Below are 20,400 nucleotides of genomic sequence, written 5' to 3'. Positions count from 1 at the left end.
TGTGGGGTGATGCTCAGGGCAGCGTGAACGGGGGGATGTCGATCTCGATCGTGGCGGTCCGCAACCGGTCCGCCGGGTCGAACGGGAGGCTCTGCTCCGACCCGCCCCTTGCGACGATGTCGGTGGGGAACCTGTTGCCGCCGGTCGCCGACCGCACGGTGATGTGGTGGGCCGCGATCCTGGGCTCTCCGAGAGGCCGGAGCCGCTGGTGATTCTCGAGCGCCCTCCGCAGGGCGTGCCGGAACAGCTCGGCGGTGTGGACCGCCCTTGCGGTGCCGGTGGCCTCCGCGCGGAGCGCGAATGAACTGTGGCCGTACCCGGTGATGGTCACGGTTGGCATCGGGAGGTGGTGTTTGGCGTTCCACAGGGCGTTGCGGGCCGTTTTCGCGGCCAGCTCGTTGAGATGGTTCACATCGTGCCCTTCGAGGGTCTTGGCCTTCTCCTCGAACCGCACCACCGAGAACCGGTTCGGTGTGCGGCCGCCGGTCACCACGGCTGTGAACGGCCGCTGCATCACCGCGCTGTCGGTACCGGCCACCGGCTGGTCCACCGATCGGTGGATCCCCTCACCCGGCCCGTAGATCCGGAAGTGCCACAGGTGGGAGTCGCGAGGCATGAGGTTGTGGTCCTGGGAGAGCTGAAGGACGCTGCGGCGATCTGTGCCTACGGTCCGGCGGTCCGCCAGGTTGATGCGGATGGCCTCGTCCACGGCGCGCTGTGTCTCCCCGGTGCGGTTGCCATTCTCCAGCGTCACGTAGGACGTGCCGTCCTCGCTGGCGAGCACCGTTGTGGCGAAGTGATAGCCGAAGGGAGGGACTGTTCCCGGCGCATGGGCGGAGAACCGCAATTCGCCGTTGGCGTCCAGATCGGCTGTCGACTGAATGAGGTAACCGTCACCCACACGCGCCGAGGCGTACTCGTTCACCCCGATCGTGCTGCTCAGCCGATCCCACAGGGGTGCTGTCACCGGGTGCGTGGTGAGGGCCTGGTATCCGGCCCCGACCGCGAGTGATCTGGAGCGGTTCCGCTCGTTCAGCTTCACGTTCCGGACGATGCCGTTCACGGCCGCCTGTGTGTTGGGCACGGGCCCCTGCTCGACCTGGCGGCTCATCGACTGGACCAGCTCGTGGATGTTGGTCATCAGACTGCTGGCCACGTCCCTCGTCCTGACCGGGACGACGGTGTCCATCCCGTTCCGCAGCACGATGGCGTCGGGAGGGCCGCCGAGTACCTTGCCCGCGAAGATGTTGCACTCGGGCGACGGCCTCGAACCGCCGGAGAAGACCGGCACGACCCGGCTGAGAGGCGGGGTGTGCGGCAAGAGCCGCACCATGACGCCCGGGTCGACCTCGAGCGTGACCGCGCTGCCGACCTCGGCCAGTTCGCGGTTGGCGTCGGTGATGGCACGATCGGTCGCGTAGACCTCCTGGACACCGGGTCCCGCGTTGTTGATCGCCAGGGTTCCGTCGGCGGAGACCCTGAGTGGGGGACGGCCGGGGTCCAGCACGACCGGCCGCCGGATCATGGCCAACGACGTCGTCCCGGGCTGCTGCGGGACCGCGAGTACCGTCGCCACCGGCGCGATCCGCCGGAACGGTACGGCCTGCGGGCTCGCGAGGAGGATGTCGTAGTTCGAGACCTGCTGCAAGGGCGCCGGGCTGGTCTCCCACCGGTCGTCGCCGTCCACCTCGCCCCCCGGGTCGTCGTGCTCCCCGTGCCCGTCGCGTTCTGCGCGGTCCGGGGCGAACCCGGGGTTCTCGTGGCGGGTGCCGTCCGGCGCCCCGTCGGTGAGCCGCTGCGCGCCCTGGACGAAGCGGGAGCCGACGCCGCCGGGGAAGGCGACCTCGTGCCGGTCCGGGAAGGGCGAGGCGATGTCGAGGGTGGCGTTGAGATCGATCCCGCCCGGCACCCTGAGGTCGTACCGCCACCGCGCCGTGGCGGACCGCGGGTGGTCGGTCTGCCGTACGGCGGTGAGGTAGGCGCTGTCGGCGGGCGCGTCGGCGGCGTGCTTGAGCGGGTGTACCGGGTTGTGGCCGCCCGGGAGAAGGCCGGTACGGAAGACCTCGTCCGGGGCGAGGTCGCTGAACACGTGCAGCGTGTCGTCGTCCTGCCGCCAACGGGTGCCCTCCGGGAGGGCCGTGGTGTCGGTGCGGCGGGCGGCGGTGACGGCGGGGTCCACCGGGGGGCGCGGGCCCACCGGGTGCGGGGCGTCCAGCGGGGCGGTACGCCAGTGCGACGACGCGACGGTTCCTTCACCCGGCAGATACCAGTTCCAGGCGGGGGATCGGCCCGGGGCGCGCCGCGGTTCCCCGGCCGGGTCGGAGAACGGGCCGGCGTACGGACGGTCCCCGCCGTCGACGTGGGCTCCGCGCAGGCCCAGACCGGGAATCTCGGCCACCAGAACCTTCGTGTCCCCGTCGACTCCCCAGACCGTCCAGCGGTCCGTCGCGGCGTGCACGGGGAAGCTGCCGTCGGTCAGGGCGGCGAACTCGTCGTCGAAGCTGTCCGTGGTGGAGTAGGGCTCCGCCGCGCGATCCGGGTTTGACGGGGCCGGGCGGGGCGGACTCGTGGTCACCGGCGGGGCGGTCAACGGGTGGTCGCGCAGCACGAGATGGGAGTCGGCGATGGCTTCGATCCGCTCCACGTACTCATGGGGCAGGGTTCCGGGAACGAGGTTCCAGGTGGCCGTCATCACCCCCTCGGTACGCACCGCGGGCTGGTCCTGCGACCGCCGGAAGAGGGTGTCGGCGTCGACGTACGTGTCGGGCAGCCCCAGGTAGTGCAGCATCTCGTGCAGTTTCACCCCGTCGCTGTGCCGCAGGTCCAGGGTCCGCTGGCGGGCGCGGGGCGGCATGGAGCCCTCGGGCGTGTCGGTGAGTGTGATGTGCTCACCGTGGTCGGGGGCGTCGACAAGACGGACGCCCACATGCAGCTGGTCGCCCGACTTCGGCAGCGCGTAACCGCTGTTGACGTGCGTGTCCAGCAGCGACTGGAGCCGTGCCTGGAGTGCGGTGAGCACGGACGGGTCCATGCTGCCGGTCCGCCGCACCGGCAGGTTGAGGGTGAAGTCGCGCACCCAGGTGCCGTCGTCCGCCTGCACCCGGCGGGCGCTGTAGCGGATCAGGGTCTGGCTTCCCGCCAGGGTTCCCTCGCCGCGGGTGTCCGTGGCGGGGTCGCGGGCGGGATCGAAGCGCTCGACACTCAGGCGCGCCACGGGTGCACCGGCCCGGCGGTGGGTCCAGGCGTCACGGGTCACGGGGCGTTCCACGGTCCGTGCCGTGCGATGCGTCGCGGGCGCCGCCTCCGGTGCGGTCGCGGTCGCGAGTGGGGACGGCGCGGTCATGTCGGCGGACTTCGGCCCGGTCGCCATCCAGTGGTCGACGCCCGCCTCGGTCCGGTCCAGACGGACCAGCACGACGGGCGCGCCGGGGCCGTCGCCGACCGGGTACGGGCTTCCCCGGCCGATCACCTGTGCGTTGAATCCGTAGATCTGGGTGGCCAGTCCCAGGGCGAGGTCACCGGCGGCCGAGTCATAGACCCCCGGGGTTCCCATGTCGGTGGCGATCCTGCGGAGTTCGTCGTCGGTCGGGCCGGTCCTGGCGAGCCGCTCGCGCTCTTCGTCGGCGAACCGGGCGTACTCCGCGCGCCGTTCGGCGTCGGTCCGAGCGGGTTGCGCCGGCCGGTTCCGTGCCGCCTCGTCCTGGCGTCGCCGGGCCCGGTCCGCGGCCAGGCCCTCTTGGACCTGGCCGGCCATGCTGTTCCACCGGGTCCGGTCCGTCAGGGGGAGGTCCAGTTCCCGGGTGAGGTCGGCGGAGATCCGCTGCCGCATGCCCGTGCGCGTGGGGGTGCTTCCGTCCGGTTCGAGGATCTGGCCGGGTGCGGTGCGCAGCAGCGCGCTGAACAGGCAGTCACCGTCGTGGGGTACGTCGATGGCGGTCCGGTTCAGCCCGTTGAGGACGCGGGTCTGTCCCGGCCGCGGGGTCGCGGAGGCGTGGGAACGAGATCCGGCGGACCGCTTCCCGCCGGTCGGTGCGGTGCTGCGGCCGGGCGCGGTGCCGGACCTGGTGGTGGTCGGGGGGCGCGGTGCTGCCTTCGGGGGTGTCGTCGTACGGTCGGGCTTCTCCACCACGATCTCGCGCAGCGGGGCCGGTTCCGGGACGGGACGACGGTTCCGCAGGCCCGTGTCGGTGGCCGGCCGGCGGGGGGTTCGCGAGGTCAGGGACGCCACCGGCAGCTCGATACGGCCCTCCCCGCTCGCCCGGCGGGCCGTCCGCAGGGCGGGCGTCGCATCGGCCAGCGCCCGGCGGGCCGTGCGCTGTTCAGCGGCCCGGCGGTTCTGCTCGTCACCCGCGTCGGCCTGTTCCCGGTCGACGGCCCGGACCGCCCTGACCGCCTCGTCCCGGGCGTGCTCGCTCGCCGTCAGCGCGGTCTCGGCCGCCCGCAGCTGTTCCTCGGCGCGCGCCGACCGCTCCTCGGCCGTCGTCGAACTGCCGGCCGGGTGCGCGGTGCGCTCGGCCGGGCCCGTGCCGAGCGCAGCGAGTTCCTGGTCGGTCTTCTCGGCGGTGCGGGTGAGCCTTTGGTGTGCGGCCCGCAGGGCCTGGGCGGCCCCGTTGAACTCGCTGGTGGCCACCAGGGTTTCGCGGAGCGACGGCCCCGCGGTCGTCGGCGTCCCGGCGACGCGCGGTTCCCGTACGGCGTCCAGCGGGTCGGCGGCCCCGGCGGTGGACCCGTCGGCCCGCAGCGACGCGAGCCGCGCCCCGGCCTGTTCATGGAGCAACTCGGCCTGCGCGACGTCGCGTTCGGCGGTGCGCAGCTCCAGCAGGGCCCGGTCGCGGCGCACCGCGGTGTCCGCCCGGTCCTGCCGTGTGACGGCCCGCTTCCGCCGGTCGCCGTGTGCCCGGTGCGTCCTTTCCTGTTCCGCGGCGGCCCGGGCATGGCGCTCGGCACCGGCGGCGAAGGTGTTCCAGGCGTCGAGGGTGGCCGGGTCGTCGGCCCGCAGCCGGCCGGTGCTGTCGAACGGCCAGCTCTGCGGCCCCTCGTCGGTGCGCAGCACGAGTTCCACGTCCCGCCCCGACATCGCCGCGGTCTGCGAGGCCGCGTACAGGGCCCGTCCGAGGGGCGGGACGCCGTCGCCGTCGGTGGCGGGGGCGGCCCCGATGTCGGCCGCCAACCAGAGCTGTACGGGCCCGTCGCCGTCCTTGAGACCGCGGGCGAGAGCCACGGGGAGGCCGGCCAACTGGTGCCGGGTCCAGTCCCGTTGGTCGTTGTCCTGCTGGTCGTTCAGCATCGAACGCAGGTCGTGGACACCCGGCTGGGGGTTGGGCCCTGTGACACCGTGGCCCAGCAGGTCCTGTTCGGCCAGCCGGACGGTGGTGCTCCCGGCCACGTGGCGTTCCGTACCGGCCGGATCGGTCACCGTGATCACCACGTCGACCTCGGTCTCGTAGGTGCGCAGGCCGCCCTCCTTCGGGGCGGTGGTGGTGCCGGTCTTGAGCCACTCACGCCGGGTGTTGGTGGATCCGGCGGTCTGGCCCCGCTCGACGGGCTTCGGTGCGGTCAGCGACGAGCCGAGCCCCACCAGATGGTTCTCGGTGCCGCTGTCCGCCGTGAGGGTGGTGTTCCAGGACAGGTTGGGCAGGGTGGCGGTCGAGGTCGACGAGGCGACGGTGGTGGCGTTCTGCCGCAGCCGGTCCAGGGTGACGTCCCGGCTCTCGGTGACCGGGCGCGGGTTGTAGACCTTGGTGGTCACGGTCGTGGTGGCCTGGTGTCCACCCTCCTGGGGCCAGGCGCCCGGCATGACCTTGGAGTCGGGGCGCACGATGTCGACCTGTCCGAGCCGGATCAGTTCGCCGAGCCGGGTGGCGGCGTGTTCCTCCGAACCGTCGTCGGGGACGATGCCCTGGCCGCGCAGGTCCGGGTCCGCCAGCGCCAGGGCCTCGCGCAGCTGCCGCTGGCCGTCGAAGCCGTAGACCACGACCGGTTCGGACGGCGTGAGCGCGGGACCGGAGAACGCGCCGGTGGCGGTGGAGTGCCCGGCCGCCGGGTCCTGGTCGTGGAAGGCGAACGGTCCGGCGTCCGGGCGCTCCACCGGCTCTGCCGGGGTCTCGCCCGCCACGAATCGCAGGGTGTTGCGGACCGTGGTGCGTTCCTGCGTCGGCACCCGGCCGCCGAAGGTGGCGGCCAGCCAGCCCGCCATGTCGGGGCTGTCGCCCCACGAGACGATGCCGCCCTGCAGGAAGGCGCCGGGCAGGTTGAGGGGCCACTCGCCGAGCGGCGCCGAGCGCACGGTGCTGGTGTAGTCGTAGTCGACCTCGAAGTCCGCCACGTTGTCGTTGCGGAGCCAGAAGCGGTCCTCCCAGGTCGTTGAGGTCGTGCTGCCCCGGCTCTGGCTGCTCCCGAGGCCCAACGACGGTCCGGTCCGGTCGGCCACCAGGGCGTCACCGGCCCGGGGATGGCGGGTCAGCAGGCCGAGCGAGCCGTTGTTCTGCCGGGTGTGGGTCTCCCCGCGCGACGTGGTCGTCGGGGCGTGCGCGGGCGCGTTCTCGATGCCGGTGCCCGCGGCGGTGGCCCGGCCCCTGACGTTGCGCAGCCCGGCCGTGTCGGCGTGTGGCGCGGCGGTGAGCGCGACCTCCACCAGCCGCGCGCCGCCCGCGCCGTTGTGCACGAAGTGGAACCGCTGCGCGTCCCTCGGACCGCGCCCCGGCAGGGCACGCATCGCGGACTGGGACGTGTGGTCGGCGATCCGGGACCGGACCCCCGGCACATACGCGGAGTGGCCGGGGACGGTGGAGCCGGGGGCCTCCAGCTCCACCTGCCTCAGCAGCTTCTCGTACAGCGCGTTCCCGGCGGCCGGTACCTCGGTCGGTTTGCCGGCGGGCTCCGGGTCCGGCATCCCGTTCTTCCCAGCGTCCTTCCGTGTGTCCTTCTCGGTGTCGTCGATGTCCTTCGGCGTCTCGGTGTCCGGGACGAGCGGGCGCTGCTCCAGCGGGACGGAGTCCAGGACTGTGCCGAGTCCGAGCCGGCCCGTGCGGGCGAACCGGTCGGGCAGGGCGGGCGGCGGGGCGTCGGCGCCGGGGTGCGGCGACCGGCGGACGGCGTCCAGCGCGGGGATGCCTTCGAACCGCGACGGGTTGCGCCTGACCTGCGCCTCCGTCACCAGGACCTCCAGGGCCTGCGGCAGCTCCAGCGCGATCGACGCGGTGTCGCCGGCACCGATGCCGACCATGTTGCCGAAGGCGTTGCGACGGCCGTGCCGCACCGTGACGACGAAGGTCACGTCCGAGCGCAGCCGGTGCTCCCGGTTGTCCTCGGTCGGGGTGCGGCCGGTGGCGGTCGTCGAGCCCAGCGTCTCGGACCGCTCCGACGTCCGCCGGTGGCTCAGTGACAGGGCCGGCGCGACCATCGAGTTCTTGCTGGTGTCGAGGTTGTCCTTGACGTTGCGCCGGGCGCTCAGGCCGGCGGCGACCCGGGCGCTTCCCGAGGTCTTCACCTGGTGGGACGTCGAAGTCGCCGCCGACACCCCGGTCTCCAGGTACTGCTCCATGTCCCCGTGGTGCCCCGGGGTGCTCGCGTACGCCCGCAGCTCCACCGAGAACTCGTGGTCGGCGGCCATGCCCGGCAGGGTCAGCCCCTCGATGACGTAGCCGCCGCCGAGGATCTGGTGGGATCGGCCGAGCAGTTGGGCGGGGCTGAGCGCGGCGCGCAGGGCCTCCGCGGCCAGGGTCCGCTGGTCGCCGGCGGCGGGACCGCCGAGCTGGTCCGAACCCCAGGTGCCCGCGTGGGACACCGAGTCGGGCATCGCCGCGGCGAGGGTGTCCCTGAGTGACTGCCAGGCGGTGCGCTTCGCGCCGTCCGCCGTCGGGTCCGGTTTCGCGGGGCCGACGATGTCGTTGAAAGCGCTGATCAGGTCCTTCGAACCGGCGAACACGTCGACCACGGCGTCGCCCGGGATGCGGAACACCCCGTTCTTCACCGAGTCGTCCGCGCCGACCGCCAGCCGGTCCAGGTCGGTCTGCCCGACGGACCACGGGGTGGCGGCCGGGATCCGTCGGGCGGTCGGGCCGCCCGGCTCCGGGCCCGCCTCGACGGTGCGGTGGTGCGGCACCGCGACCCGCAGCGTCCCGGACGTGCCCCTGGGGTGCCCGTCTGCGGGCGCCGGGTTCTCCACGTCGTGCTCCGGCGACTCCGCGTCCGGCCCGTCATCGGCGAAGCGGGCCAGCGGGGTCCGTGGATCGGCCCCGTACACGTCGAGGCTGAGACGGACCGGGACGTCGAAGACCTCGGCGGCCTGGCCGTGGTTGCTCAGCGTCAGCTGGTCGTGGCCGAGACCCGACGACACCGACGAGACATCGGTCCGCCGGTACTCGCCCGTCAGGTCCGCGCCGCCGCCCAGCCAGGCCGACGCGTTGTCGACGGTGCCGCTTCCGGCAACCCCGCCCCCGCCCGACACGCTCCAGGACGTCGACTTCTGCTGGTTCCCCGGTGCGTTCATCGACACCAGGTTGATCATCTGGACGTCGGGCAGCGTCCGGACGTGCCGCGACGGGAGGTCCGTGTCCCGTTCGGCGGTCAGCCGCACCTGGACCCGGTCCGCCCCGGTGAGTGACGGCCGGTCCAGCCACAGGGCGTATCCGCCGTCGACCATCGAGTCCATCGCGGCCCGCCGGCCCACCGACGACCGAGCCTGCTGGAAGCGCCGCAGATTCGCCAGCTGGGCATGGGCGTTGGCCTCGCTCAGCGCGTTGGGCAGCCTGCTCCGCGCCGGATCGGCCGGCGGCAGATAACCCTGCTCACGCAGCCATGTCTCGGCCCGGGTGAACATCCCGTCGGTGCCGTCCACCCCCAGTGGCGTGGACGACACACCGATGCTCCGCATCTGCTCCAGCGCCGGCGGCAGCCCGCGGACCTCCTCCGGGGTACGGCCGCCGGCGGTCTCGGCGGTCGGCAGCCGCAGCCGCAGCCCGTCCTCCCAGAGGCCGAAGTCGTGCGACTCCGAACCGCCGCGGGCCCGGACGAACTCCACGGTGTACGTCACGTCCGCCCTGGTCAGCAGATGGGCGGCGCCCGTCCGAACCGAGTGCTGGAGAGTCGCCCCACCACCGGAGCCGAGCGACCGGGACGTCTGGAACGACCCGCCGAACCGCCCGGTCGGACCTCCGGTGCCGTTCGGCGCGGCATCCTTGTCGGGATGCTCCGACGTCATCGGGAAGGTGACCGAGCCGTCCACCGCGACACCACTGGTGACCTGGGCCGAGACGTCCACCTTCTGGGCGTGCGAGAGATGGCTCTCCAGGTTGAACCTGCCGGGCACACTGCTGCGCAGCGGCGTGCCCGGCACGACATGGGCGGTGATCTTCAGCATGCCGACGGCGTTGCCGTGTCCGTCCACCAGGACCGGCGAGTACATTCCGTCGCGCAACAGCGGCATGCTGCCCCGGAGTTCGGACTCCGACAGCATCGTGTCCACCGCCTGCGAGGACTCCGCCGACAGAGCGGAGAGGTCCCGGGAGAAGCGGTCGCGCACCTCGCGCGACAGGCGCTCCGGATCGGTGAGCGAGTCGACGCTCCACAGCGGCAGCGCGTCCAGGTCCGCCGGATGCTGGTCGGGACCCGCGAGGTGGTCGTCGGAGGCGAGGTGCTCCGGGAACCAGATGTCGACGGTCCCGGCCCGGTCACCCTTCTTCCACCCCAGGTCCCGCAGTGGGATGTCCTCGCCGGCCGGGTCCGGCGTGCCGGGGACCGCCGTAGGGCCGTCCCCGGTGTTCCCGTCGTTGTCACCGCCCTCGCCATCGACCCGCAGCAGCCACGAGGCGTCGTACGCGAACCGCCGCGACGGCTCGTTGCTGCGCTGCGAGGAGATCACCTGGACGGTGTCGGTGACGCTGGTGGTCCCCGACTGCTGATTGTGCGTCAGCGACACCTGGACGGCGCCCCTGACGGCCGTCAGGGGTAGCTTCGCCACCGGGAAGGTGCCGCTCCAGCCCACCGGAACGACCCGGGAGGTGGCGGACCCGCCGGAGTCCGCCATGCTCTGCGACGCCATCGCACGCCGCTCCAGGCGGTGTTCGGGCGGGGCCGCGCCGTTCTCGCCGATCCGGTCGGAGCGGCCCGCGAAGTCCAGCGACAGCCGGACGTCGACCGTGCGCTGCCGTCCGTCGACCGGCACGGTGATCCGGTGTCCGTGCTCGCTCAGCAGGGCGGGAAGGTGTTCCTCCAGCTGTTCCGGCGCCAACTGCCGGTCCAGCGCGGCGGAGGCTCCCGGGCTGTCGTCGCCGGTGTCCCGCAGGCCCAGCTCCGCGGTGATCCGGGCGCGCAGGTCGGCGATCGTCCCCGCGGGAACCGGCCCGATGCCCGCCAGCCCCGGCGCTCCGTCCCTGGTGGACCCGAACTCGCGTACATATTGCGCGGGTTCGGGCTCTTCGAGGTGTGACGGCGCGGTCTGCCGGCGGTCGTCCGCCTCGGCCGGGGGCAGTTCGTCGTGGGTCTCCCGCGGCGCGTCCTGCTCCGGGGTCCTGGCCCGGGTGTCGGTCTCGCCCGCCGGTGCGCCACGCAGGACGGCGGCCTCGGCGGCACGTTGTGCCTCCCGCTCGCGCAGCGGGGCCACCTGCTGCCGGACCAGGACCTCCGCCTCGGCGCGCCGCGCCCGCACGGCGTCGTCCCTGGCCTGCCGCGCGGCGGCCTCGACCTCCGCCGCGGGCACCTCCCGCACGTTGGTGCCCAGCATCGCGTTGAACGCGCGGAGGTTGCCGTGCCCGATGCCGATGTTGTGGTGGGTCTTCTCCTCCCGCACCGTGTCGACGTCCTGCTGCGTCTGGAAGTTGGCGGCCGGTCCGGTGCGCAGCCGCTCCTGGTGGACCAGTGCGGAGGTGGCGATGTCGTACGCACCCGATGCCTGGTTCGGCTTTCCGTGCTTCTGGACGAAACGCCAGTAGTCGTTCCACGGGATCTCGAACTCCAGGACGACGTCGGCGTCCGAGGAGGCGTTCTCGTTGGTGAAGGTGCTGGTGTGGGAGAGGGAGGTGGTGAAGTACTTGCGGTACTCGTCGCTGCGGTTGTAGTTCATCGCCGCGGTCATCCCGGCCGCGGTGCTGTTCGCGCCGCGGATCTGCGCGGCCTCGACGGGGGACATCTTCCGGTAGAGCCTGATCGGCTGGTTGCCCGCGTGGGGGATGGGGGTGGCCGCCGAGGAGTGCCGGTCGCTGAGTTCGGCCAGCTTCCGGTGCAGGGTCTCGACCTGTTGCTTCACCTTGGCGTTGGACGCCAGGACGGGGTCCAGCGTCTCCTGGTCGGCGGCGAAGGCGTAGTAGGCGTTGTTGAAGTTCCCGTGCTCGTTCTGTGAGTCGAAGTGGTCGAGGTACTCGTTGTAGTGCGCCTCCATCGCGTCGGCGGTGATCTTCGTCGCCGGCTGTCGCGCGTCCGGGGGCCCGTGGAGGGGAGGTGTCTGGTTCCCGTTGCCGGTCCTTGCCGGTGACACCGGGTCGGCCGGGTGGGTCCCCGGGCGCCGGTTCGCCGCGGGTCCGGTGTCCGGGGCCGGGTTGCCGGTCGAGGTGTCCGGCTCGATCCCGTCCATGAAGTCGCGGAACGCCTCGTACCTCGCGTTGTCGGCCGCGGTGGCGGCGACGGGGTTGGCGGGCGAGCTGTGGACCGTGCCGGGTTCGGTGCCGTACAGCTTCTCCAGCAGCGGCCGGAGGTCGGGTTCGTGGTCGCGTACCCACGGGGCACCGTTGTTGCGGGGACGGCCGGTCGTACCGTCCTTGCCGTGGTTGGTGCCGAGGTAGGCGTTGCTGGCCTGCGCGAAGTACTCGTAGGCGTCGGTGGAGGAGTAGTTGTCCGCCGGGTCGCCCTTGAGGTTCTGCCGGACGCCGTCGGGCCACTGCGCGGTCGGCCCCTGGCGGAGCTTGTTCCGGTAGGCCCGGTCGATGACCTCGCGGTCGGTGTCGGTCAGCCCCTGCATGTGGATGAGGTGGGCGATCTCGTGCGTCGCGGAGGAGTAGCCGTCGGGCTGGTGGGCGGCCGGTCCCACCGGGGTGTCCTCGCCGAGGAGGTTCTCCTCCGGTATCGCCGCGGTCAGGGTGGTCGCCGCGCCGCGCAGGTCGTCCGCCGACCGCCCGAGGTGCTCGTCGGTGGCCCCGTGCAGGGCCGCGAAGGAACTGACGCCGGTCAGCGGGACGTCCTGGGGCAGCACCACGACCGTCGCGCCGGACAGCAGCAGCCGGCCCGTCACCTCCGGGTCCCCCAGCATCCGTGCCACCTGGGCGTGCGCCTCGTGCCGCGCGGAGACGGGCCGGGACGACTCACCGGGTACGACGACCAGCAGACGGGCGGCGACCCCCGCGAACTCCGCCGGGGACAACGACGTCCGCAATCCGTCCACGAACGGCTGGTGCGAGGCCAGCCAGCGCACGTGCTCCGGGCCCGTCAGCGTCAGCGCGTCGGTCAGGTGGTCGGCCGGCATGCCGAGCAGGCCCGTCACCAGGTCCGCCGACGCCGGCGGCTCGACGGCCCCGGCGACCTGGACCCCGGCGCCGGGCGATGCGCCTGGGTCCGCCGCGAACAGGTCGCTGTCGGCCCCCCTGGCCGCGTCCCGCACCCCGGGTTCCGTCTCGCCGTCGGGAGCGGCGCGGGTGTCACCGACCCCCTGTGCTGCCTTCCTCGCCGCCCTCGCCTCGGCCTGCCGCCGGATCTCCTCCGCGGCCTGGTCGGCCCGCTGGTCGACGGCCTGCGCGACCCGGGGGGCCCGCTCCGCGGCGGCCACCGCGAGGGCGTCCCGCACGGCCTGGTCGATCTCCCCCTGCTCGACGACGCGCACGGGACCGAGGTACTTGACGAATTCATCCACGTTGCCGGGCCCGATACCGATGTTGTGGTGGGTCCTGTCCGTGTGGACCGCGTCGACCTGCTGACCGACCGTGAAGTTGGCCGTCGGGCCGACGACCAACTGCTCCTGGTTGAGCAGCGCGGAATCCGCGATGGTGTAGGCGCCGGCCTGCTGGTTCGGCGTGCCGTGCGCCTTCACGAAGTCCCAGTAGCGCTTCTCCGGGAGCCGGAACTCCAGGACGGTCTCGGTTTCCGTGGCGGCGTTGGCGTTGTGGAAGACGCTGGTGTGCGAGAGCGACGTGGTGAAGAACTTCCGGTGCTGCGGAGTGTCGTGGTAAGCCATCGCGTTGACCAGTCCGGTCTTCCACTGGTTCTGGTGACGGATCTGATCGGCCTCGACCGTCGACATCTTGCGGTACAGCCGGATCGTCGAGTCGCCTGTCGACGGGATGGCCGTCGGGCGCGCGGCCTGGTCGGCCCGGATCGCCGCCAGGTCGGTGTGCAGGTCCGTCGCCAGCGTCACGAAGGCCGGCTTCCACGCCTGCGGGCTGTCGAAGAACTGCTGGTCATCGACGAAGTCGGCGTAGGCGCTGGTGAAGTCCGACGGTGTGTCGTCGCGTTCGATGTGCGCGGCGAACGCGACGAGGAAGTTCTTGATCTTCTCGCGGGCGGATGCGGGGGCTCCTGTCGCGGCCGTGGGGTTCGACGACGTGGAGGCCGAACCGGACGCGGTGCTGCGGGAGGTCGACGCGGCCGGTGCCGCGTGCCAGCGGATTCCCCGATCCGGGCGAGCGGACTCTGTCGACAGGACGTCAGCGGCGGGCGCGGTCGTCGTGTCGTCCGGCCCGGTACCGGCCTCGGTACTTCCTGGGCGGCCACCGGGTGCGTCGGTCGCGGTTCGTCTCGCCGGTCCGGCGGGCGGCCCGGACTCCAGCCCGCGCCGTCGTACGTCGGGTCCGGGACCGGCCGGGTCCGCCGGGGTGACGCGCCCCGGCGAGGCGGAGGCGGCTGCCGCGGTCCGCTCGGGAGCGGGTGCGGGCGGGGCGGACGTGATGGTCCGCGCGGCCGGTGCGGTGGGGTTCCCGGTCGCCACGGACGGGCGGCCCATGGTGCGTCCGCCGGCGTCGGCCTCGGTGCGCACCGGTGCGGCGGCCCGGGATGTTCCGCCGCCGCCCTGGGCGGAGTTCGTACCGCTCGCCGGTGCCGAGGACCGGGCGGCGGAGGACGACGATGGGGACGAGGACGACGAGGCGTTCGACGTGCCGGTCTGTGCCTGCCGTGTGCCGGAGGCCGTGTTGGAGGTCGTGTTGGATCCCGGGCCGGGGTTGGCGGACGTCTGGCCCGGTGCCGGCGATGCCGTCCCGGCCGACAGCGGCGTCGTGACGGAGTCCTGGCCGTCCTCGAATCCGTCGAGCCCCCTGGCGGGCCCGGTGCCGGACGCGGTGTCGGATCCGCCGCGCTGAGCCCCGGAGGCCGTGCCGGAACCCGTCGTGGTCGTGGTGCCGCCCGCCCCTGTCACCCCGGCCGCGGTCCTGCCGGAGCCGGTGGTCCCGCTCTGGCCGGCGGACGCGCCGCCGCGGCCCGGGGATGCCGCCGCGACGCCCACGCCCACGCCCATGCCTGCGCCTGCGACGCCCACGCCCGCGACCGCCCCGGTCGTGCCCGATTCGGCGCCGGCGCGATCCTCCGGCGACCCGCCGCCGTTCGTGGTGGAGGACCCGGAACCGTCCGGGGCGTCCGCACCTTTGGTGGTGGGGCCGTCGGTCACGGCCGGTACGGGGGGCTCCGCGGACTTGGCCGCGTCGTTGAGGTCGTCCAGGCCGTCGGGGAGACCGCCGAGTTCGGGTACGTCCACCTTCTCCGGACCCTCGCCGTCGGCGCCGCCGATCGCGCCGCCGACGAACCCCGACACGAAGTTCATCCAGGCTTCGGAGTCGTCGTTGAGGAGGGCGTTGGAGACGCCGCCCTCGATCACACCGGTGACGCCCTCGATCATGCCCTGGCCGATGGCCGACTGGGTCGCCCGGGGGGTGAAGCGTCCGGCGGCCCCCACCACCAGTCCACCGACCACACCGCCGATGACGCCGCCCTTGACCGCGTCCAGCGTCATGTCCTTGTCCCACGACGTCCGGTCGCCGCGGAGGATCTGGATCGTCTGGGCGACGGCGTCGAGACCGACCTCGGCCGCGACCTCGCCCAGGATGCTGAGGAACAGCCGCCGCATGATCTGACGTACGGTCACCCGGCCGGCGGCCACGATGCCGGGCACCGCGGCGGGAGCCACGACCAGCCAGTGCGCGATCTCGATGGCCATCAGGATCATCTGCATGATGATCATGAGCTTCGCGTACTCGATCTGGAGTGCCGAGTCCTTGGCGGACTTCCCCAGTTGGTGGGACGAGGAGGACATCTGCGGCAGCGTCGTCCGCAGTCGCCGCATGAAGTGGGTGAACTCCGATGCCGCCGAACCCGACATGCTCTCCAGCACCTGGCCGACCACCGGGCCCAGCTGGTTGGCCAGATGCGCCAGCCGGGTAGCGGCCTCCTTGAGGCGGGCGGCCACCTGGCGCATCTTGTCCTCGTCGGCCTCGGGCCAGTTCTCACCCACCGTGATCTGGGCGAGCCAGTTGAGCCCCGGCGGCAGCATCAGGCTCATGCGGTGCGGTGCCCCCCGGAGGACGACGCGTCGGTGGAGAGGTCACCGTTCAGGCCGCGCAGGCTGTCGATGTTCTGGTCCTCGGTCGCGGTGAAGCCCTTGGCCATGGTTTCGATGCCGTCGGCGGAACTCTCCAGCACCCGTGCCAGATCACGGCCCGAGTCCAGCAGGTCGTTCTTCGGCCCCACCCACTGCTTCGCGAACCCCTGGCCGATCTTGTCGTCCCCCCAGGGCTGGTGCTGGGCGTCCACGCCGCTGTCGAGCGTGGCGATGATCGAGGCCAACTGCGCGGCGGCGGCGCGGAGTCCGGTCGCGCCCGCGCCGATGCCGTCGGTGTCGATCGAGAGTCGTCTACTCATCGCGGCTGTCCTCCGCCCGTGCGGGCCTGCCGCTCTCGACGTACGAGCGCACCGTGTCCGGCATGCGCGGATCCTCGGGCAGGATGCCCGTCAGATCGGCCTTCCCCCGCAGCAGTTCCTCGGCGTCCAGTCCCTCCGGCAGGCCGCCGGCGACCATCGAGGCGACCTCGGCGATCGCCTCGTCGCGGGCCTGGCCGACGGTTGTCATCAGGACCTCGGCCAGTTCGGCCGGGGTCAGCCTGCGATACGCGCCGGTGGGGAACTCCACGGACAGCAGCTGTCCCTGCGCGCCGACCGTCACCCGTACGACCTGCCGCGAGGCCGTCACCGTCACCGCGACCTCGTTGATGCTCCGCTGGAGGTCGCCGAGCCGCGCCCGCTGGTCCTGGTAGTCGCGCAGGAGATCGTCGATCTCGTCGTCGTAGGGCGTGGTCACGGCGTGTTTCCTGCTTCCTTCCACGAACGGTCACAGTGGGCCCGGCCTCCTGGGGGGCCGGGAGGACGGGCCACCGGGTGATTGAATCCCGGCGCCCACCGGGGGCTGCCCGGTGAGCGGCCGGAAATGACCGCGCGTACACCGGCCTTTGCCCCGGCGGGGCACTCGCCGACTCAGCCCAGCGACGACACGTCGTCCCGGCGGGCACCCCACAGGTCCCCGTCCTCGACGAGGAGATCCGCCGCGGTCCGCTCCGTCTGCTCCTCGTCGTCCGGTTCCCCGGACTCCTCGGGTTCCGGTTCCGGCTCGGGCGGGGGAGTGTCGTCGCCGCCGCAGCGCAACGGTTCTCCGCCACCAGGGGCGGGCGCCGGCCCGGGAGGAGGCGTCAGGCGGGCGGCGGCCGGCTGCCAGGTGGTGTACTCCGGGTCGGGGCCCTCGCCCAGCGGCCCGAAGCTCTGCCCGGGGGGCGGCGTGCCGGGCTCGGGAGGCGTCCACGCCGTCTCCTCCGCCGAGCTGAGACCGTCCCGGTCGCGATCGTCGGTGCCGTCGCTGCCGGCGAACGGCCAGAGCAGCGGCAGGAACGAGGCCGTCGCCACCTCCCACATGCTGGTGTCCTCCGTGTCGTCGGCCTGGGGAACCAGAGCGATCCGCTCACTCTCCGCCGAACCGGGCGCCGCCCCGTCCGTCTCCGTCCGGACCTCGGGCTCCTCGGCGGCTCCCGCCGTGGCGGCGGCTCCCGCCGTGGCGGCGGCTCCCGCCGTGGCGGTGGCCCCCGCCGTGGCGGTGGCCCCCGCCGTGGCGGTGGCGGTGGCGTGCGCGGTCTGCTCGCGGCGCGGGGCGGACGCCCCGGCACCCGGTGCCGTACCCGGTGTCGCTCCGGGAGCCACGACGGGTAGGACGACGGGCATCCCGGTGGTCGCGACACCCGGCGGGGCACCCTCGGGTGAACCGATCTGCCCGTCCGCGCCGACCGGCGCCGCCCCGGACTCCCAGTCGGAGGCCTCGCCGCTGACCAGTCCGGCCGCGTCGGGGCGTTCCGGTGCGCCCGAGCCGCCGCCGGAACCGGCACCCGCGGCGCCGGGGAACATCGGCATGGGCATGGCCGGCACGCCGCCGATGCCGGCGGTGGACATCGTGCCGCCGGACGGCGCGCCCGCCGGGGTTCCGGAGCCGATGTCGATGCCGTCGACCGGCAGCCCGGACTCCTCGGTGTCCTGCCAGGGAGCCGCGTCGCTGCTCAGGAGCCCTGCGGCGTCGGGCCGTTCGGCGCCGTCCTTGGCACCTCCGCCCGCGCCGGAACCGGGCATCATCGGCATCATGGGCATGCCGCCCATGCCGCCCATGCCGCTGCCGGAACTCTCGGTGGATCCGCCGCCCAGGACGTCGCCCAGGCCGGTCGCCTCCGAGCCGGTGTAGTCGGCGGGCAGGCCGAGACCGCTGTCGTCGGTGCCGGTGAGGCCGCTGTAGTCGGCGGCCGGATCGGTCCACATCGACGGGTCGGACAGTCCGGCCGTCGACGAGTCCCAGCCCTTCAGACCGCTGCCGGAACCGAGGGACGAGGTGCCGAGACCGCCGGGGAACGAGCCGAGTCCGCCGATCCCACCGACCCCGCCGGTCCCCAGGTCGCCCAGACCTCCGGTCCCCAGGTCGCCGAGCCCGCCGGTGCCGAGTGAGCCGTCGCCGAGACCGGGGAAGTCCGCGACACCCCCGGTGCCCGGGTTGAGGACCGAGTCGAGGTCGGAGGGATCCAGTCCGCTGCCGGTGTCGAGGCCGCCCCCGAAGGGGTCGGCGGATCCGCCGGCCAGCCCGCCGGTGCCCAGCCCGCCGGTGCCCAGCCCGTCCGAGCCGAGCCCGTCCGAGCCGAGCCCGTCGGTTCCGGCACCGCCGGTGTCCGGCAGGCCGGAGCCGCCAGTGTCCGGAAGACCGTCGCCGCCACCACCGCCACCGTCGTCGCCGGTCCCGCCTCCGCCGTCCGGCAGGGGTTCGGGGACCGGCGTCTCGGCCGTCGGCGCGATGACGTTCTCGATCGTCATCTTGTAGTTGGCCGCGAGGTTGCGGATGACGGTCCGCATGTCCCGGGTCATCAGCGCGACGACCTCGGGCTTCGAACTGACCACGATCAGTCCGTTGGAGGTCCGTCCCGCCCCGAGCCTGGCCGCCTCGGCCGCGTACCAGACGTCGATGTTGTGGATGTTGACGCGGGCCCGGGCCAGGTTGTTTCCGTTGTCGACCAGTTGCTTGGGCACCGAGGCCATACCGGCACCGCGGGACAGCACGGCCGCGTTCGCCTTCACCTGCCGGGAGAACTGCTTGGTCATCGTCAGGAACGCCTCGGCGGACGCGCCCTGCCAGCCCCGGTCGTCACCCGCGAGCGCGGTGGCCTGCTCCTGGAGGCTGGTCGAGATCATCTCCAGGGTCCGCTGCACGAAGTAGAACGCCCGCGCCGTGGTGCCGAAACTCGCCGGATCCGAGATCTGTGCCATCTCGGTGCTGTGGTCGGAGCCGGGATCGACCGTGGTGGCGCCGTTGATGGCCGCCGCGATCTGTTTCCAGCTCCAGTTGTCGTAGTCGTGCTCGTTGCCGCCACCGTCCGGGTTGCCGAAGAGGGTGCCGTCGTTGGTCTGCGTCAGGCCCCCGGTCGGGTCGTCCTCCGCCATGCTGCTCCGGTCCTGCCTTCCTCGCTCTGTGCGGTCGTTGTGCCGGGGGCGGCCGGTGGGACCCGTGACCCGGGCGCGGTACGCCGCGGGTCACCGGACCGGCACCGTTCGGGTCGGTCGGATCAGGTGGAGACGCTGCTGGTGTCCTCGACCGAGCGGTCGAAGAAGCCGGGCACGGTGTTGAGTTCTTCCTTGATCCGTGCGGCGTCGATCGTGTTGTCGGCCTCGGTGTTGTCGTAGAGCTGGGCCAGCGTGTCGATGCCCGTGGCGAGCGCGCTCAGGCCGTACTGCAGGTCGACGAGCACCTTGAGGAAGGCGGGCTTCAGGCCGGCGCCGTCCGCGCCCGTGACGTCGAGGCGCATCTGGTGGGCGACGTAGAAGCCCCCGGGCGCCAGTGTCACCGGGTCCAGCGTCTCGTGCGCCTTGCCGGCCGCGGTCTGGAGGGTGCGGATGTTCCTGGCGAAGAGCCGCATGGCGGCGGTGTTGACCTGGGTCTCACCGGACTCCGAGTGGGACAGCGCGATCGGGGGCGGTACGGGGCTGTCCACGGAGTACGTCACTTCGGTGTACGTCGGCGTCTGGTGATTCCACTCGTGCACACCGTTGGTGGTCGACGTGTTGGAGTCGGAACCGAGATACCCGTCGCTGGTGTTGATCTCATTCGCTGTGTCGGCGTCCGTCTTCGCCACCGGGTCACACCTCCCACATCTTGCGGCCCTGTACCTCACTGGTGCCGTAGTTGGCGTTGATGCCGCCCAGCGAGGTGTGCGCCCTGACCGCCTGGTTGACCATGGCGATGGCGGCGTTGTCCCAGCTCAGCTTGCAGACGTTGTACGACTCGCGCGCCTCGCTGGTCCACTCCGCCAGGTTGACGGTGGTGTCCTGGGCCAGGCTGTCGAGCATGGACTTGATGTTGGTACTGATGGCGGACATCTCCTCCACCACGGTGTTCACGTTGGACATGTTCACGGAATAGGTGGACATGGTTGCCTCTCTTGCTGCTGGTGGGGGATACGAGGGCGGGGCGAAAGACTCAGAAGCCGGGGAGCCCGGACAGGGCGGGCGGCTCGGCGAGTTCCGCCGCGAGAGAGGCGGCCTCCTCCTGGGTGATCTCGTGCGTCTGCGCGTACATCGCGGCGTTTGTGTCGAGGCTGTGCTGCATGTTCTCCAGCGCCGTGATCACCGTGCGGAAGTTGGAGAGCCAGCTCTGCAGCGCGTTCCCGTAGACCGACGAGGCGTCGCCGCTCCAGTTGGCCGTCAGGGTGGAGACCTGGTCGTACATCGCGGTGTAGGACCGGATGGCCGTGTCCCGCGCCCCCTCGAAGGTGTTGCTGGCCCTGATCATGCCTTCGACTGATACAGCCGTCTCGCCCGCCATGGGCACTCCTTCGTTGGTTCGGTGCCGACGCGAACAGCGCGGTCGGCGTGTGTTCGGGCACCTGCTGAGTCGTGTTACCCGGCCATGCTGTCGGCCCG

The 20,400-nt window shown here is 72.6% G+C and carries 7 protein-coding genes; all 7 read right to left on the bottom strand.

What is annotated here, in order from left to right; genetic code table 11:
- Window positions 1–13 precede the first annotated feature (13 nt).
- Complete coding sequence (locus ACW4TU_RS00745) at window positions 14–15,472, bottom strand: WXG100-like domain-containing protein (protein WP_457423511.1); 15,459 nt, start codon at window positions 15,470–15,472, stop codon at window positions 14–16.
- Window positions 15,469–15,831 (bottom strand): hypothetical protein, encoded by a 363-nt coding sequence (locus ACW4TU_RS00740; RefSeq protein WP_457423509.1) that lies wholly within the window; start codon window positions 15,829–15,831, stop codon window positions 15,469–15,471. The genes ACW4TU_RS00745 and ACW4TU_RS00740 overlap by 4 nt, the downstream gene beginning before the upstream one ends.
- A complete protein-coding gene (locus ACW4TU_RS00735) occupies window positions 15,824–16,267 on the bottom strand; it encodes a YbaB/EbfC family nucleoid-associated protein (RefSeq protein WP_164418654.1) in 444 nt (147 codons plus the stop codon). Before ACW4TU_RS00735 ends, ACW4TU_RS00740 begins: the two co-directional genes overlap by 8 nt.
- 173 nt (window positions 16,268–16,440) lie before the next feature.
- Window positions 16,441–18,924, bottom strand: coding sequence for a hypothetical protein (locus ACW4TU_RS00730; RefSeq protein WP_457423506.1), 2,484 nt, complete (start codon window positions 18,922–18,924; stop codon window positions 16,441–16,443).
- Window positions 18,925–19,046: 122 nt separating this feature from the next.
- Complete coding sequence (locus ACW4TU_RS00725) at window positions 19,047–19,613, bottom strand: hypothetical protein (RefSeq protein ID WP_457423504.1); 567 nt, start codon at window positions 19,611–19,613, stop codon at window positions 19,047–19,049.
- 4 nt (window positions 19,614–19,617) lie between these two features.
- Window positions 19,618–19,908: a WXG100 family type VII secretion target gene (locus tag ACW4TU_RS00720; protein WP_457423502.1), complete on the bottom strand. Its 291-nt coding sequence runs from the start codon at window positions 19,906–19,908 to the stop codon at window positions 19,618–19,620.
- Window positions 19,909–19,957: 49 nt separating this feature from the next.
- A complete protein-coding gene (locus ACW4TU_RS00715) occupies window positions 19,958–20,302 on the bottom strand; it encodes a WXG100 family type VII secretion target (RefSeq protein WP_457423500.1) in 345 nt (114 codons plus the stop codon).
- Between the last annotated feature and the right edge of the window lie 98 nt (window positions 20,303–20,400).

The organism is Streptomyces kryoterrae (assembly GCF_054072135.1).
Note: the sequence above shows the minus strand (reverse complement) of the source record. Positions and strands in the feature narration are given on the sequence as shown.

Coding starts and splice junctions, on each gene's coding strand:
- ACW4TU_RS00720 (WP_457423502.1), bottom strand. CDS start 19,908: ATGTCCACCTATTCCGTGAACATGTCCAACGTGAACACCGTGGTGGAG.
- ACW4TU_RS00715 (WP_457423500.1), bottom strand. CDS start 20,302: ATGGCGGGCGAGACGGCTGTATCAGTCGAAGGCATGATCAGGGCCAGC.
- ACW4TU_RS00730 (WP_457423506.1), bottom strand. CDS start 18,924: ATGGCGGAGGACGACCCGACCGGGGGCCTGACGCAGACCAACGACGGC.
- ACW4TU_RS00740 (WP_457423509.1), bottom strand. CDS start 15,831: ATGAGTAGACGACTCTCGATCGACACCGACGGCATCGGCGCGGGCGCG.
- ACW4TU_RS00745 (WP_457423511.1), bottom strand. CDS start 15,472: ATGAGCCTGATGCTGCCGCCGGGGCTCAACTGGCTCGCCCAGATCACG.